At 49.6% G+C, this 16,519-nt stretch carries 16 protein-coding genes; 3 read left to right on the top strand and 13 right to left on the bottom strand.

The features are described from left to right. Positions 1-32: 32 nt before the first annotated feature. Positions 33-566, bottom strand: a complete 534-nt coding sequence (locus PAECUDRAFT_RS04765; protein ID WP_006036978.1) for a hypothetical protein — start codon at positions 564-566, stop codon at positions 33-35. 297 nt (positions 567-863) lie between these two features. Then, positions 864-1,391: a hypothetical protein gene (locus PAECUDRAFT_RS04760; RefSeq protein WP_006036977.1), complete on the bottom strand. Its 528-nt coding sequence runs from the start codon at positions 1,389-1,391 to the stop codon at positions 864-866. A gap of 129 nt (positions 1,392-1,520) precedes the next feature. Between PAECUDRAFT_RS04760 and PAECUDRAFT_RS04755 the strand changes: the two genes are divergently transcribed. After that, the gene (locus tag PAECUDRAFT_RS04755; protein WP_006036976.1) at positions 1,521-1,730 is read left to right on the top strand and encodes an H-type small acid-soluble spore protein; all 210 of its coding nucleotides are present in this window, start codon (positions 1,521-1,523) and stop codon (positions 1,728-1,730) included. 164 nt (positions 1,731-1,894) lie between these two features. On the opposite strand, the gene PAECUDRAFT_RS04750 is transcribed toward PAECUDRAFT_RS04755, so the two are convergent. Both PAECUDRAFT_RS04750 and PAECUDRAFT_RS04745 read right to left on the bottom strand, forming a co-directional pair. Beyond that, complete coding sequence (locus PAECUDRAFT_RS04750) at positions 1,895-3,130, bottom strand: YbfB/YjiJ family MFS transporter (RefSeq protein ID WP_006036975.1); 1,236 nt, start codon at positions 3,128-3,130, stop codon at positions 1,895-1,897. 10 nt (positions 3,131-3,140) lie between these two features. Next, on the bottom strand, positions 3,141-4,229 hold the full coding sequence (locus PAECUDRAFT_RS04745; RefSeq protein ID WP_233516724.1) for a polysaccharide deacetylase family protein: 1,089 nt from the start codon (positions 4,227-4,229) through the stop codon (positions 3,141-3,143). 125 nt (positions 4,230-4,354) lie between these two features. Between PAECUDRAFT_RS04745 and PAECUDRAFT_RS04740 the strand changes: the two genes are divergently transcribed. Then, positions 4,355-5,257 carry a LysR family transcriptional regulator gene (locus PAECUDRAFT_RS04740; protein WP_006036973.1) on the top strand — a complete coding sequence of 301 codons (903 nt, stop codon included), beginning with the start codon at positions 4,355-4,357 and terminating at the stop codon, positions 5,255-5,257. 366 nt (positions 5,258-5,623) lie between these two features. On the opposite strand, the gene PAECUDRAFT_RS26280 is transcribed toward PAECUDRAFT_RS04740, so the two are convergent. Continuing rightward, the gene (locus PAECUDRAFT_RS26280; protein WP_006036971.1) at positions 5,624-5,989 is read right to left on the bottom strand and encodes a GNAT family N-acetyltransferase; all 366 of its coding nucleotides are present in this window, start codon (positions 5,987-5,989) and stop codon (positions 5,624-5,626) included. A 19-nt stretch (positions 5,990-6,008) separates the two neighbouring features. Beyond that, complete coding sequence (locus PAECUDRAFT_RS26275) at positions 6,009-6,200, bottom strand: hypothetical protein (RefSeq protein WP_006036970.1); 192 nt, start codon at positions 6,198-6,200, stop codon at positions 6,009-6,011. A gap of 261 nt (positions 6,201-6,461) precedes the next feature. On the opposite strand from PAECUDRAFT_RS26275, the gene PAECUDRAFT_RS04730 reads away from it, so the two are divergent. Continuing rightward, complete coding sequence (locus tag PAECUDRAFT_RS04730) at positions 6,462-9,023, top strand: glycosyl hydrolase (protein WP_006036969.1); 2,562 nt, start codon at positions 6,462-6,464, stop codon at positions 9,021-9,023. Between the two features lie 54 nt (positions 9,024-9,077). Here PAECUDRAFT_RS04730 and PAECUDRAFT_RS04725 read toward each other — a convergent pair whose 3' ends face one another. The 7 genes from PAECUDRAFT_RS04725 to PAECUDRAFT_RS04695 all read right to left on the bottom strand — a co-directional run bounded on the left by PAECUDRAFT_RS04725 (position 9,078) and on the right by PAECUDRAFT_RS04695 (position 16,486). Beyond that, positions 9,078-9,845 carry an ABC transporter permease gene (locus tag PAECUDRAFT_RS04725; protein WP_006036968.1) on the bottom strand — a complete coding sequence of 256 codons (768 nt, stop codon included), beginning with the start codon at positions 9,843-9,845 and terminating at the stop codon, positions 9,078-9,080. Beyond that, a complete protein-coding gene (locus PAECUDRAFT_RS04720; RefSeq protein ID WP_006036967.1) occupies positions 9,846-10,616 on the bottom strand; it encodes an ABC transporter ATP-binding protein in 771 nt (256 codons plus the stop codon). It abuts the gene before it with no gap. Positions 10,617-10,630: 14 nt separating this feature from the next. Then, on the bottom strand, positions 10,631-11,497 hold the full coding sequence (locus PAECUDRAFT_RS04715; RefSeq protein WP_006036966.1) for a pentapeptide repeat-containing protein: 867 nt from the start codon (positions 11,495-11,497) through the stop codon (positions 10,631-10,633). A gap of 14 nt (positions 11,498-11,511) precedes the next feature. Further along, the gene (locus PAECUDRAFT_RS04710) at positions 11,512-11,841 is read right to left on the bottom strand and encodes a PadR family transcriptional regulator (protein ID WP_006036965.1); all 330 of its coding nucleotides are present in this window, start codon (positions 11,839-11,841) and stop codon (positions 11,512-11,514) included. Between the two features lie 240 nt (positions 11,842-12,081). Continuing rightward, positions 12,082-13,386 (bottom strand): MFS transporter, encoded by a 1,305-nt coding sequence (locus PAECUDRAFT_RS04705; protein ID WP_006036964.1) that lies wholly within the window; start codon positions 13,384-13,386, stop codon positions 12,082-12,084. 16 nt (positions 13,387-13,402) lie between these two features. Continuing rightward, positions 13,403-14,068 (bottom strand): ArsR/SmtB family transcription factor, encoded by a 666-nt coding sequence (locus tag PAECUDRAFT_RS04700; protein ID WP_006036963.1) that lies wholly within the window; start codon positions 14,066-14,068, stop codon positions 13,403-13,405. 381 nt (positions 14,069-14,449) lie between these two features. Beyond that, positions 14,450-16,486 (bottom strand): Na+/H+ antiporter, encoded by a 2,037-nt coding sequence (locus PAECUDRAFT_RS04695; RefSeq protein ID WP_006036962.1) that lies wholly within the window; start codon positions 16,484-16,486, stop codon positions 14,450-14,452. Positions 16,487-16,519 lie beyond the last annotated feature (33 nt).

Below are 16,519 nucleotides of genomic sequence, written 5' to 3'. Positions count from 1 at the left end.
GGCCGCCCGCGTTACGAGTTGGAACGAAGCGATTATGGTGTGTTCGGAGGATTCTCGTTCGTATCCTCTGATTTCGTGTATTTGCGATCCAGCGAAATGCCGCCGCCAATGACGCTGAATAAGCCGCTAATGAGCGGGATCGGCTTAGGCGTGGAAGGATCCTTAGGATCGACAGCTTGTCCCGTAACGGCCAAGCCCAACCGAATCGGCGGATAGTTGCCGTCCGCATCTTGTGGATCTTGATCGATGGACAGTCGCGTAACCGTCACTTTTGTATTCAGAATGCCGTCAAAAATGTCCTTAATCGCTTCCGGCCAGTCCGACGATGCGGCTGCAGGAAGCGTAATGTCTACGCCGATCTTTTTTAATTGCCCGTTTAACCAAGTGATAAGCTCTGTAAGGCTGCCCAGCGCGACCTCTGTTTCTGGAGGAAGCTCAAAATGCAAACCTTTCGTCTTAATATCGCTAATGTCTTCAGCCGTGATGTTGACGGCCTTGTTGTCTTGACCCAAACCGAGCGTAATGTTAAACCCGAACCCGAAATTAGACTCGTACGTAATGGACATTTCCCTCAACTCCCTTGGATAGATGATTAGTGCGTCTGTTACTGCTTCGATCTGCGATTAATAATCTTGCTGCATAGGTAGTTCGGAACCTTCTTTTCGTTGACCGAAATAGTACTTTATTCATGGCAGCACCCCGACCAACAGACCAATTTTATCCTTTTGGCCCTACCACTGTCTAGTAGAAAGATCCTTATTTATGTCAAAATTGCTCGATTTGTTAGTGTTATAGGCAAAAAACAGCCTGATGTCAAATAGGGTGACATCAGGCTGTTTTTACCGTTAAAGATGACGGCCGTTCTAACCTTCAATTAGCGCCGATACCGTATAGCCGAATCGCGACATGTTTGCTCCGCGAACACGAACGACAGCCGATACGGACAGGTGCTTCGCAGCCTCGTCTGGCGTCGGCTGAAGCCGTACATCGCCGTTAATAAGCGCCATTTCACTCGGATTCCGATCGAATGTACCGTAGGAATTCGGAGCGACTAGAATCGTTGAATTCATTAGCTTCGCCTCAGGTCCGAACAGCAGCTCCACCCTGTCCTGCTGAAGGGCGAACTCCACAGGTACGATGACTAGCGCATCTTCGCGTGATACCGCGTTCTGACCAAGGTCTACGACTCCGCTAGCCGTTACAAGTTGTCTATTATCGGGCAAGGCAATAGTAAATGCACGCGAGCGTACAATGTTCGTAGGAGGAATCACAATCGGCGCATGCTCGATTACAGTCTGATTACGTGATCTGGCGCAGGCTGCCGATCGTGTTCGTCTGGTAGCGGATTGCTTCGTGCGGTACCGCTTGCGCGGCTTTCCTGATGTCGGCATTCCGGCATTCCCCTTCCAAGGCATGTTGGAATACTGTATGCGGAATCGACTACGCGCGTCACCAATCGCATTCGAACGATGGATAAACACCCAAGCTTTAGCAAATACTTGATGAGAGGTGATAACATCGTGGAAGCATACAGAGCAAAGGAAATTGCCGAGTCTCCAGATATGATAACAGTGTCGTACTTCGGCGTTCCTGTGTTTATCGAACGCGTCAATGTGGAAGCCGGTACGGCAAGAATACATCCGATTGACAGTCCAGAAGAAGAGCAGACCGTGCCGGTCGACGTGCTTAATGAAGAATTCAATAACGACTCTGAACTTCCATTTTTGTAAGGAAAGCCGAGACTAACAATATCGTTCATGCTCAAGCATCTCGCTTTCCAATTCGACCAAGTCCGTGCCAACCGACACGGACTTTTGCTTGTTAATCCAATCAAAGAAGCCAACCATTCAAGCGGACTGCATGGGGCTCACCTCTGGAGATGTCTAGACTCATCCTATTGTAGGCGAGGCGAATATGTTGCACCCTGCCGTTGCTGGTACCCATATAAGCAAGCAAACACAGCGGCAAATGCCATGAAGATTGCGCTGGATGCTACGCCGAGCTGCAAGCCATACCTTTCAACCGCCACGCCACCAACGATAGGACCGATAATCTGCCCCAAGGCAAAAAAAGCAGTCGCAATGCTAAGACAAGCCGTATAGGCGTGGTGAGGAACGTGACGACGAAGAAGCGCAGTGGTCATCAGCGGCGGAGTAATAAAGGAAACCATCCCAACGATGGCGGCTCCCAATACCGTAAACCACACTTGATTGGCAGCTGCTCCGCTCACGCCGACCATTCCCAAGGCAAGCCCTAACGCAAGCGTAAAGCCGCTTGGCCAACGGTCAATGGCTTTGCCTCCGATCCATCCGTTAAACAAACCTGCAAAACCGATTCCAGACCATATCATCCCGGCATAGAGGGATGGAACGCCTTTGCTTACCAGATAAGGAATCAGGAACGTAAAATAGATGATATATCCCCAGCCGAAGAAAAAATAAGAAGCAACCAGATACAAGAGCCTATTCGGGTTCAATAGAAGACGAAACACATTTTCACTTTTGTGCTCCTCTAGCTGCGACTCAGTCTGCAGGAGTGTTTTTTCGGCTCCTCGTCTTCTGGTAACAAACTCGAAACCGAATGCGGCAATGACTCCGAATACGCCCATGACTGCCCAAGCAAACCGCCACCCCTGCAAGTGTGAGGGATCTATCGTGTAAGGGGCAAATAAACCTGTGATGAGAATGCCGGCTGAACCGCCCAGCCAGATTAATCCTGATGCCACCCCCCGTTCTGCCGGCCGAACGGCATCCAGTGCAATGGACAGGACTAACACCGTAGCGAAGGACGATAACAATCCAATTACGAACCTCCAAAGCCCAAGCTGAGTGAAGTGATGACTAAATGCCGAGCCGATCAATGCCAACCCGAGCAGCAAGCAAGTTATTCGATTAATGAGAGGCTTACCATACGGGAACCGTGAGATCAACGGAGAAAGACATAATGTCCCGATCAAATAACCGATGAAGTTAACTGTGCCCAATATACCTAGATGCCCGTAGCTCCCGCCAATCGCTCTCTGTATACCTGGCAAAAACATACCGTATGAAAGCCGCGAAAAGCCGAGTATGACGACAAACAAAAGTGATGCCCATAGCGTGATCCAATTAAATGCAGATTTTGTGCCCATATCTCCATCTTTATCCTTCCTGCAAAATAATTTCCGCTTCGAAACCTAGCTGCTCACACAACTTGTGAATACGTCGCATGTCCAGCGTGCTGGAGATCCACTTGCAACCCAACTCCGCTGCCTCGTGAGCCGCCCATTCCAGAACATAGACCAAAGCGTCCGAATGGGCTTCCTTGGTAGCAAAGTCCTTTAGCACCAGCGTGTCGCCGCGAACAGAAGCATGCACGTATGCCCAATGCTGGTCAGCAAAGCTTCGGGCCACAAAACGTGTCTTGTCGTCCGATTGAGCATGCATCGCAAGCGTTTGCAGCCAGTTTCTAAAAGCGCCATTGCCTGTCGGGGTATTCGGATTCCCCCATTCAAGCGAATCGGCAGCCAGCTTATGCAATTCATCTTCTCCAGCTACGCGAATCCACTGCTCCAGATGGAAAAAATCTTGGAGAGTTGGCTTGAACCTTACTTGCCAGCTGCGCTCACCTGTGGAAATACCATTAGCATGAAGCAGCTCGGATATGGGAACTGCTGCAAGACCTTTGGCTTGCGCTAGTTGGACAAGCGTTCTGACAACCTGTGGCGTTTCTTTAGCGATTTCATTAGCATGAAACATTAGAATCGTCCCATGGACCAGCTTAGGCGCTACTCGCTCCACGAGCTGCACTTTTGGCGGCCCTGACCAGTCGACCGTATCCACCCCCTCGATGACTCGATAGTTCCATTCCCGGAGCCATGCAAGATTTTCTTCCCGATAAGAAGCATAAGGGAACCGTATCAGCGAAGGAGCCGGCCTCCCCGTTGCTTCTTGGTAAGCGAGCTCAGTCATCTTTAGCTCTTCGAAAAATACGTCTTTGGTTACATCTGCCATTCTGCGGTGGTGGTAGGTATGCATTGCGAGCTCATGACCTCTGGCTAGCAGCTCTCTTGCTTTGGCAGGAAAGCGGTCAAGCCACTCGCCAGTAACAAAGAATGTCCCGCAAGCGCCTCCCTGCTCCAAGGCATCCAACCATGCGTCAATCGTAATCCGCATCGGACCGTCATCGAATGTAAAAGCAATATGTGCAATCGATGGATTGCCGCGAGTTATGACCAAGTTTGTCATCATAAATCCCCTTTCTTCAGGATCTTCCACTGGAATCCCGTTGACCCTATTGTAAAATCACATGTAAGTTTTGTAAAATTGAATAATATGAATAAATCATTCGAAAATCTTAAACTAAGGGGTTAACCATGGATATTCGAGCTTTAAAAACCTTTGAGGCCTGTGTGCGATTTGGCCATTTTCTGAAAGCCGCGGAGGAACTCCAATATGCTCCCTCTACGGTAACGCTCCAGATCCAACGTCTAGAAGCTGACCTCGGCGTTTCTTTATTCATACGCGATGGAAAACGAGTGATTGTAACCGAGGCTGGCCGCTGGCTTCATCACGAGGCAGCCGCTTTACTGAAGTCGATCGGGGCTATGAGGCAGACGGTCTCGGATATCGCTGCGGGAGATAAAGGCTCGGTGCGCTTTGCGGCTATTGAACCGATTGCAAGCCAGCAGCTATCAGCCGTTATCGCTGATTTTTGCAAGGCTCGACCGAAAGTAGCGTTAACAATGGAAGTTAGCGGAAGCAGGTCGATCGCGGAGAGGGTTCGAGCAGGCGATCTGGAATTCGGCGTTTGCTCGGCTCCGCCTGCGAAGCACATGCTCGCATTTGAGCCGCTGATTGAGGAACGATTAGGGGTCATGTTGAACAGGAATCACCCATTAGCTGATCGAGACAGCATTACTGCTAGTGATCTCGAGGGGCTAACCGTTCTTGTCAAAGAACCGACTTGCATCTATCGAGAGCTCTGGGAAGCTACGATTGATCCAACTGGGGGAATCCTGTTCTCTTCTATGGAGGTTGGAAGTTTCCACGTTATTCAACAAATGGTTAAGGCAGAGTGTGGCATAGGGATTGTTCCAATTTACAGCAGTCTGGAACAGGAAGGCTCCTTGGTGATCAAACCTATAGCCGACCTGAATCCTGCAATCACGATAGGCATTGCTTATAAAGACCAGAACCTATTAGGCAGGGCAGCTTTATTGTTAATAGATGCCATTCGAGGCATCCGCAATCCTAAACTTGCGCTACCAGGTGCATGATAAAAATTTCGACTAAAAAAGCCTGATTTCTCAGGCTTTTCCTCCATTATTATCATCTACCTTATGGCATTAGTCGCCTGATAGACAAGCTGAAAAGCCGACTCGTCGCCTAACACCGCTTTTTCAAGCCAAGATCGTAACTCTTTATCGTTCATCGGGGCCCCTCCCTAACGTGTTACAACCCTTAATTCGCTCTTCGGGGGAAAAAGGTTCAGTAGGGAATAAACTTATATTTGATGATTCCATCCTCTTCTATTTTCAAGCGAATTAGAAGTTTTCTTTCGACTCAATAATAAAAAAGCCGCTTTAATTAGCGACTTCTTTCATTCGACAGACCAACTAAATATTCAACTTCTGCAGTTACAACTACAGTTCGAGTCCTTCAAAGTTACATCGCCAATCCGTTACCCACGCGGGAAAATACCCAACTCGATAAGCTACTTTCTGCGATGCGATGTTACTAGCGTTGACGTCATAGCTCGGTATATCGCCACGTTCCAATATTTCAAGGGTTAACCTGTTTACGAGATAACTAGCTAATCCAAAATTGCGAAAGCTGGGTAATATTTCTACGCCGATTTGCCACATCTTTGCACAAGTTTTGCTTGCTCCTGCTACACCAACAATTTCCCCATTTTGTTTTGCAACCATAGCTAGGTCAGTCTGCCAGGGAAGATTTGCATCATAAATGATAGCCTCATTGAATCTTGTGACATCAAATTGATGAATCACTTCTTCTCGATTCATCCGTTCAAATGTAAAAAATCTGTGCCATTGGCTTTATTCTTTCAGTATCCGGAAGAAAATGCAGGGTGAGCCCTCTGATAAATGGCAAGGAGATCATGCTGTCCTTATCCCTGTTAAGGTCATCTACTGTGCAATTTAGGTCGATAGCAAGTTGTGATTGCACAATGAACAGCATCTCTTTTTGTGTCATGGTCATCGTTACGCATCCTTTCACTGCTTCGAAACACAGAGTACCTATTTTACCATTATAAAGTCATCAAAATGCCTATAACAATTACGAAATTCACGATATGTTCTTCTAGTAAACCGGTGGCAACTATCGAGATGTCTACACACGAGCTGAAGGGTAAGGAGGGAAAATGGACAGTCATATGATTTGGCGGATTTTAATTTGTAAGCGCTGTTATTTTGATTAAAGCAATGCTAATTATACTCCATTTAGAAAGGAAATGTGATGATGAAAAACTGGCTCAAGAAAGCAAGCGCCCTATTGCTGGCAATTTCGCTGCTGTTTGGCATGGTGACCGTGCCTGCGAACGCGGAAACCGCCTTGTTCACCATCGAGGGCGAAAACGCCCAGCTTAGCTCCGATCTTCAAGTCGCGACCTCGATCTATGGGACACCTAAACCGGGATATACCGGTAGCGGATTTGTTTGGATGCAAAACTCCGGCACGATCACCTTCACCGTGACTGTGCCTGCGACTGGCATGTATGCGATCTCCACACGCTATATGCAAGAGCTGAGCACTGACGGCAGAATGCAAAATTTAACGATTAACGGAGTTAACAAAGGGTCGTTTATGCTGCCCTACGCAACGGCGTGGTCGACTTTCAACTTTGGCTTTCAAAAGCTGAATCAAGGAACGAATACGATCCAGCTGAAGGCTGGTTGGGGCTTTGCCTATTTTGACTCCTTCACGGTGGATTACGCCGACCTTGATCCTTTAGTTGTACAGCCTGTCCTGACCGATGCGCAATCCACGTCGGAAACGCAGCTTTTAATGAATTATTTGACGCAAGTTTATGGGAATCATATCATCTCTGGCCAGCAGGAGATCTACGGAGGCGGCAATGATGGCAATTCGGAGTTAGAGTTTGATTGGATTCACAATTTAACTGGCAAATATCCGGCCATACGCGGCTTCGATTTTATGAACTATAACCCGCTGTACGGCTGGGAAGACGGAACGACGAATCGGATGATCGATTGGGTAAATAACCGCGGCGGCATCGCAACAGCCAGCTGGCATATCACTGTGCCTAAAAATTTCACCGCCTATCAGCTCGGCCAAGCCGTCGATTGGAAAGACGCGACCTACAAGCCGACGGACACCAATTTCAACACGGCCAACGCCGTGGTTCCTGGTACGAAGGAATACCAATATGTGCAATTGGCTATTGGGGATTTGGCGGAGCAGCTGCAGATTTTGCAAAATAACGGAGTGCCGGTTCTCTTCCGCCCCTTCCATGAAGCGGAGGGCAACGGCGGCTTGAACGGCGAAGGCGCTTGGTTCTGGTGGGCAAAGGCGGGCGCGGAGGTTTACAAGCAGCTGTGGGATATGCTCTATACCGAGCTTACGGAAACGTATGGCTTGCACAACTTGATTTGGACCTACAACAGCTACGTGTACAGCACCTCGCCTGCTTGGTATCCTGGCAATGATAAGGTAGATATGGTCGGCTATGATAAATACAATACGGTTTACAACCGCTACGACGGTTTATCCGGCGTTCCGAACGAGGATGCGATCACATCGACTTTCTATCAGCTTGTTGATTTGACCAACGGTACGAAGCTGGTCGCAATGACCGAAAACGATACCGTCCCAAGCTTACAAAATCTGACGGAGGAAAAATCGGGCTGGCTCTATTTCTTGCCTTGGTATGGCGAGCATCTTATGAGTTCCGCCTTTAACTTCCCGGCTACTCTGACAACGCTCTATCAGAGCGATTATGTCATTACGTTGGATGAGCTGCCTAATTTAAAGGTGAACAATCCAACCCAAAACGCGTCCATCACGCCGAAGAGCGCTTCGTTCGATAAAAAGACGGCTAACCAGTCGGACATTACGGTTACGATGACGTTAAACGGCAACACGCTTAGCGGCATCAAAAACGGCTCCACCTCCCTTGTTTCCGGCACGGACTACACGGTATCGGGCACGACGGTCAACATCAAGAAAAGCTACCTTACCGCGCAAGCGCTCGGCACAACGAATCTGACGTTTGACTTTAGCGCAGGCATCGATCCCTTACTTGCAGTATCAATTGTCGACACAACCGTCAATTTACCTGGTGCGCTCACAGTGTCGGGTACGGCAGGCAACGCGCAAACAACCCTGACTTGGACGGCTTCAACCAGCGCTACCTCGTACAAAATCGAGCGCGCAGCAGGAAGCGGCGCCTATACGGCATTAGCGTCAAGCTTGACCGGCCTGACCTATACGGACACGACGGCCGTTAACGGCACAGTGTACAACTACCGCGTCGTTGCCTCCAATTCAGCTGGCTCGACGACCTCCAACGTCGTCACGCTTACTCCCGCGGGAACGACAACGTCGACCGGCAGCTTCAAAATCCAAATGTACAGCGGCAATACAACCGCTTCGAGCAATACCATCGCTCCTCGCATCAAGATCGTGAATACAGGGACATCGACGCTGGATCTCTCGAAGGTCAAGCTGCGTTACTACTACACGATTGATGCGAACAAACCGCAAGCGTTCTGGTATGACTGGGCTAGCGCTGGCAGCAGCAATTTGACTGGCGCATTCGTAGCAATGACCACGCCTAAGACCGGCGCAGATACGTACTTTGAAATCGGCTTCACGAATGCCTCTGGCTCGCTAGCGCCGGGCGCATCGTCTGAAATCCAGCTTCGTATCGCTCGCACGGACTGGACCAACTATACGCAAACGGGCGATTATTCGTTCAGTCCGACTGGCTCCAGCTATGTAGATTGGACGAAAATGTCCGGTTACGCGAACAACACGCTCCAATGGGGCATTGAACCTTAAGAAGATACGCAACAAGGGTTGGATCGAGGTTATTCCCGCCCCAACCCTTGTCTCTTATCCCCTCTTCTTATAAGCTCTCATAGCAAACAAATACCCGATCAGCATAATTCCGAGACACCACGCAAGCGCGATCCATATGTCGTGGTTCAAGGGCTGGCCTGACAGTAAAGCACGAATTGATTCTACGATGGAAGTAACCGGTTGATTGTCGGCGAAAACGCGAACGACGGTCGGCATCGACTCGGTTGGCACAAAGGCGGAGCTGACAAATGGGAGAAAAATAAGAGGATACGAAAAGGCGCTTGCGCCGTCGACCGTTTTGGCGGACAGCCCGGCAATAGCTGCAATCCATGTCAATGCGAGTGTAAACAATGTGAGAATTCCAGCTACAGCAAGCCATGGCAGAACGCCTGCAGAAGAACGAAAGCCCATTATTAACGCTGCGAGGATGATGACGACAACAGATAGGGCATTGGAAATGAGGGAGGTCAGCACATGGCCCCAAAGCAAGGCGGAGCGTGAGATCGGCATTGTATGAAAACGTTCGAATATACCCCGCTGCACGTCGGTAAACAACCGGAAAGCCGTGTAGGAGATCCCGCTGGCAATCGCCATCAGCAGGATGCCTGGCAGCAGGTAATTGACATAGTTATCCGTTCCGGTTCGAATGGCGCCCCCTAATACATAAACGAACAGCAGCATCATCGCGATCGGCATGATCGTAACCGTTATAATGGTGTCCATACTTCGGAAAATGTGGCGCATCGAACGTCCGAGCATGACGCTGACATCGATAAAGAAATGTTTTTTGGTCGTTTCCATCTAGTTCATCTCCTTCTTGCCGATGATTGCGAGGAAAATATCCTCTAATGTCGGCTGTTTCTCAACATACTCCACTTTCGTGGACGGGAACATCTTCTTCAGCTCGGCAAGCGTGCCGCTCGCGATAATGCTGCCTTCATGCAAAATGGCGATTCGGTCAGCAAGCTGCTCAGCCTCCTCCAAATACTGCGTAGTAAGAAATACGGTCGTCCCGCCGTCAGCAAGCTCCTTCACGATCTTCCACACCTCGATGCGCGCCTCGGGATCAAGTCCGGTGGTCGGTTCATCCAGAAAAATAATCTGCGGCTTTCCCACCATGCTAAGCGCGATGTCGAGCCTGCGGCGCATCCCCCCGGAGTAAGTCGACACTCTGCGATCCGCAGCATCGGTCAGGCCAAAGCGCGTCAACATGTCGTCCGCGACCTGACGCGGGTTTTTAAGGTATCTCAGCTTGGCGATCATGATCAAATTTTCTCTGCCCGTCAAAATCTCATCAACTGCGGCAAATTGCCCGGTCAGGCTGATCGCCTGCCGTACATGATCGGGCTTTGCAGCCACATCGATGCCATTAACAGCTGCAGTTCCCCCATCTGGTCGGAGCAGCGTGGTCAAAATTTTGACGACCGTCGTTTTGCCCGCTCCATTAGAGCCAAGGAGAGCGAATATGCTCCCCTTCTCCACCTCAAAATCGACGCCCTTCAAAACTTGATGCTGTTTGTAGGCTTTTTGCAGCCCTTTGACTTGTATGGAATTGGTTTGCATAGTTTGCATGAGGTTCCCTCCCCTTAAACGACTGTAACCTTAGACAAATCGGCTTCCATGCCTTTGAGCAGCGCGTAGGTCAGCTTATCCATCGTTGCCCCTTCGAAGTTGACGGTTTTGATCATGCGATAGTACTTCTTGGTGAATGTAAACCCAGGCTGGAAGGATACGCTTTTAAACGTAGCGCCCTTGAACGAAACGCCGGTTAATGCCGCTTTCTCAAACTTAACGCCGATAAACGTCTGCCCGTCGAAGCATTGCCCGCTCAGATCGGAATATTTGAAGTCAACGCCGTCAAATAAGCAGCCTTCAAAACTTGTTTTTCTAAGATCAGTCAGCGTCAGCACGACGTCGGTCAGCTTCACGCCTTTGAATGCGGCTCCATCAAGCCCCGACTTGCTGAAATTGGTGCGTACAAGGATCGACTTATTGAAGCTTGCTTTGGTCAGGTCAAGCGCGGTGAAGCTGCAGTCCGTCAGATTAGCGCCGTCAAAATTAGCTTCGCGTACATCGCTTCCCTTAAACGAGCTGCCGGTCAGATCAGCGCCCGAAAAATCGGAACCATGCAGCGCACTGCCTTTGAATTGTCCTTTATGGGCGGTAACGCCTGCAAAATCGCTGTGCGTCAGGTTGCTTGCATTAAAGTTCGTCAGCACTTGCCGCTCCAGCGAGCGGGAGAGGTTGGCGACTTCGAGAATGGTTTGCTCGATGTCGCCGATGCTCTCAATCGTCAGCTTAAACGCTGTTTCATCGTCCTTTCCTTCTGCTTTGAGCTCACGGTACCGTTCTTGCAAATCGGAAAGCAGGTCTGCCTTCAGCTCAGTGACGCTTTTCACCCCATCGTATGGCGTAAACACGCTGTCCAAATAGCTCGTTAACTTCTTATTCATATCATCCATCTCCTTTATAATAAGTTTTCGAGTACACGCTTGGCGTACTCCCAATTGCTTACGTTACGAGCGTGTGTTTCTTTGCCCTTGGCGGTAATTCTAAAATACTTGCGCCTTCCGCCCTGCGATTCATCGCCCCAATACCACTCGATGTCACCGTCTGCTTCAAGCCGCCGGAAGCTGGAATACATCGTTGCTTCCTTCAGCTCATACTCGCCGCCCGAACGCTCGGCAATTAGCTTGACAATCTCGTAACCGTAACGATCAGCTTCAGACAATAGCCGCAATATCATCGTGTCCGTATGTCCGCGCAGCAGGTCGGATGTGATTTTGTTCTCGCTCATACCATCACCTCCACATCTGCATCATAAGACATATTACTGTGACTGTCAAGGTAGTTTTATCGTTATAATACTCTGGCTGAAATAAAGTGTGCATACCCGTTCGCCCAAAAAAACGGGGAACTCCGCAATCCGCACATCCCACGCCAATCGCTGCAACGCAAAAAAGGGCTGACCCTCAGCCATCGTGGCTTTTGGGTCCCCCTCTTTATCAGGTTTCCGATTCCATGATATGAAATTGACCTAAGCGCTGTGGGAAGTTGAGGCGCGCTCAAGACTTCGCGTTCGTGACCAAACCACAACAGGTATAAGCAACAACGCCAAACCTCCGCCTGCAAGCGACAGTGTTGCGTAGCTCGAATGGGCGACAACCATACCTGAAAGCGCCCCGCCAGACGCGCCAGCAAGGGCAATCAGCACATCTATCGTCCCTTGTGTTTTCGCTCTCGTAGTTGGATCAGTGGCATCTACAACAATGGCCGTTCCACTAATCAATCCGAAGTTCCAACCGATTCCGAGCAAGGATAGTGCAATAATAAGGACGAGCATGGAGTCTGGAGGCGCTGCGGCAGCCACTATGCCTGCAAGCAAAAGCACGCAGCCTGATGCGATTGACATAGCGATGCGTCCAACTTTATCCACTAGAACGCCGGTAATGATCGAAGGCAAATACATGGAGCCGATATGAATGCCAATAATTAATCCGACATCGCTTAGGCTATGGCCGTGATGTTTCATATGGACGGGCGTCATCGTCATGATGGCAATCATGACAATCTGGGTTAAGATCATGACCGATGCGCCTACGATTAAGCCACGGTTGCTTGTAATAACCTTTGTTTTGCCGTTATCTAAGACTCTGTTATGTTCCTTCGATTGCTGCGATTCAAACAGAGCCCTTGCGACAACATAAGGATCTGGCCTTAAGAGTAAAAAAATGACGAGTCCTGCAAGCAGGTAAGCCGCAGCCGCTAGAATAAATGGCCCAGCAAGCGCGGGTACGCCAATGAATAAAGCCCAGTCCCCTGTGAGATTAACCATACTCGGGCCTGCAACCGCACCTAATGTGGTTGACACCATCGCAATGCTGACAGCTCTTGCCCGCTGATTCGACTTGGCCAAGTCGGTGCCAGCGTAACGGGCCTGCAGATTTGTTGCCGATCCCGCCCCATAGACAAGCAGCGATATGAAAAGCAGCGGCACGCTAATATAAACCGCAGCCAGAATAACGCCAACTGCGCCAAGACCACCTGCAAGGAAGCCCGCTGCAAGTCCCATCCTACGACCAGAATGCCCGGAGAGCCGCCCAACTAACCACGCAGCAACCGCAGAACCAAGGGTGAACAGTGCTGCAGGCACGCCTGCAAAACTTTCTGATCCCAACATATCTTGCGCAAGAAGCGCCCCGACGGTTACCCCGGCAGCCAGACCGGCGCCCCCGAATATTTGGGATAACACTACGATAAACATCGTTCGCTTGTACAGCTTATTTTGCATGTCAGTCGAATGAACGTACCGGTCCATGTCTCGCTGAGATTCATTTGCCATTGCGTCAACCGCCTTTCTAATTGTGAGACTGATATTCCCGCCATTCTACGACGCCTTCTTCCATCCTGAAGGCTGTATATCCTTGCTGCTGCATGACAGCAACCGCTTCAGCCGAACTCACGCAATAAGGCCCGCGACAATAGGCAGCGATTTCAACATCTTTGGGAAGATTTCGAAGATAACGATCCAGATCCTCAAGCGGAACAGAAATCGCACCCGGAATATGGGCAGCTTCATATTCATCAGTTGGCCGCACATCCAACAAGATGATGCTTCCTGCCTCCATTTTGCTTAACACGTCACGCAAGGATAGGGTGTGTGTATCAGCAGACGCGCTCATAAACTCAGATTTAATCCGCATCACGTCACCGAGCTGCATCTCACTGATTCGCCATAAGGAAGTCAGGAAGCCTTCAATGTCCGGAGTCGCGAGCGAATAAAATACATAGGTTCCTTTCTTGCTAAATCTTACTAAATTAGCGTCTAGCAGCACCTGTAGATGCCTAGATACGTTAGCTACGCTCATTTCCGTATTCTGGGCCAGCTTCTCGACGGATTTAGGCCCTTGCGATAACAAATGCAGCAGCTCTAACCTTTTATCGCTGGACAAACATTTCCCGATTCGAGCGAACTGCCGGTATAAATCATCTTTGCAAGCACGAATAGGACGCGTGTATTCCATGAAGCTCATCCTTTCTCTATTATTCAATCAATTAATTGAATTATAGTTACGAACTCGCTTTCTCGTCAAGATTTCAGCTTCAACATGACGAATGGACCGAAGCGAACGGTTTTACGACTGCTAACACCGAAAGCGTCATTGGCTGGAGCAGCGACGGAAACTCCCTCAACCCCGGCTATAAAAACTTCTATAACGACGGCGTGCAGCACGAAGGAAGTTTCTTAAGCGGTTTGCGAGCAAGCCCATAGCGAAAACCGAAATCAGACGTTCAGACCGGTCAAGCGACTTTGTCTGAACGTCTTTCTCGACGGTTCGAATCGATGACCTAAACAGCAGAAAGCATCACAATCACGGTTGATCGGACGCAGTTCGCGTACCGAGCTACTCGGCATGTTCGTAAAGCGTTTCGTTCTCGATGTAATTAACCATTCTCCGCAACTCTTTGGCTTGCTCGCTGCTAATCTCCCCATTTTCGTGCATGCGTCGAATCTCCGAGCGTTCCACGTCCATCACCACGATCCGAAGCTCCTCCTTCTGCGTCTCTACGGAGGCGTTATATTGGCCTGGCCCTTTGAGCCGATCGACAAATCGCTTATAGTCGAAAATGACCGGATAGACAACCGCCGCATCGCCAAGTGCGTGCTTATTCGCTTCCAGATAGTTGAGCGCTGCTTGCGAGGACTTCAGGAGGAGTTCCCTGCCTGCCTGACGCTGTGCGATCCGACCTCGGCCTTTTCTGGATTCGCGGCGCCTGCGGCGAGAACGTTTCCTCTCACGCAAAACGCTTCGAACAAGGAAACTAAATTGCGATCTGGCATTGTGAGACAGTGACTCTTCGCGCAAATCGAAGGCATTCATGAGGAATTGGAATAGTTCTTCATCCACTTCTCCTTTTTGCAGCGCATTCTCCATATATTTTCGTTCTGCTTTTAACGCCATTAATCGAACCTCTCTTATTTTATGAACAAACACATAATCCTCTTTTCCTTTCGAGCTCAAGTCGACATTGGTCTGCTCAAACGTCTGCTTGAACTCGTCCAGCAATTGATAAGCAGCGGACTCATTCTCTTCGTTTATTTCCGAGCGCACCTTCTTCATCGCCGCAATCAGCAGCCTGCTCTTAGCAGCATTCATGTCCAAATAAGGAGATAGCTCACCGGTAGACGCTTCGCTTTTGCTTAACAAAGGAAGAAACAGGGTCGCAGCAAGCAAGGTGAACAAAATGACGCCTGCAGCTAAAAAGAGGATGAGAGAACGCTCAGGGAACGCGTCGCCATTCTCGAGCAGGAACGGGATGGATAACACCCCCGCCATCGTCAACGCCCCTCGAACGCCAGTGAAGCTAATCAAAAGTGTCATTTTTACGGTCGGTTTCGCGACTTCAGTCCCCCTCTTGAGCCGATGCTCAAAATAGGAAAACAAATAGGTCCAACCGAATCGGATCGCCAATATCGCAACCCCGATCGCCAATACATAGCCGACCGCAAGCGCATTATGAATGCTCGGACTTTCGACGGTGGAACGAACGGACGGTGGAATGATTAAACCGAGCAGCAGGAATACCGTTCCGTTTAAAATAAACGACACCGTGGACCATATATTTTCCGTTAAAACCTGTTCTTCCGCCTGCATCGGTTCCGCTTTCTCTCGGAGCAACGAATGAACGATTCCGCCTACTACCACTGCAATAACCCCGGAAGCGTGGAACATCTCCTCTGCAATGATGTAAATTAGAAAAGGCGTTAAGAGCTGAAGCAGCGAATGCAGCGTAACGTCGCTGATTCCTTTTTTACGCAGGCTATACCTGATCCACGTCATAAGCAAGCTGAGCACGAGCCCCAGAAGAGCGCCAGCTAAAAACATATATGTAAATTCGAATATGGCTTCGCGCAGCGAAAAATAGCCCGTGACCACTGCGGCTACCGCATAGTTAAAAGCGACAAGCCCCGATGCGTCGTTAATCAGCGATTCTCCTCGTACGAGATTCAATACGCTTTCCGGCAGATGAATACGTTTTGCAATACCGTTGACTGCTACAGGGTCTGTCGGCGACAAAATGGCTGCTAAGGCGAAAGCCGCAGCTATCGGAATGTCTGGGATCGTCCAATGAATGAACCACCCACCGCCGATAGTTGTGAGCAAAACGAGAACGATGGCGTTGCCGAAAATCGGAGCCCGCATTTTCCACAGCTCATCCCTCGGAAAATGCCTGCCATCGTTGTACAGAAGCGGCGCGATGAAGAGCAGCAGAAACCACTCGGTTTCGATCTCGAGATGGAATTCCTTATAGATGAGAGCTATGGCCACTCCAATCGCAATCTGCGTTAACGCGGTAGGCAAGAACGGCACATAGTGACTGATGATGTTCGAAATGACTAAGCATACGAGCAGCAATATAATGGTCATCAATATTTCCATTAGATGTTCCTCCTGATCCTTATCTCATGAAAG

Source organism: Paenibacillus curdlanolyticus YK9, assembly GCF_000179615.1.
GTDB lineage: Bacteria > Bacillota > Bacilli > Paenibacillales > Paenibacillaceae > Paenibacillus_T > Paenibacillus_T curdlanolyticus.
Note: the sequence above shows the minus strand (reverse complement) of the source record. Positions and strands in the feature narration are given on the sequence as shown.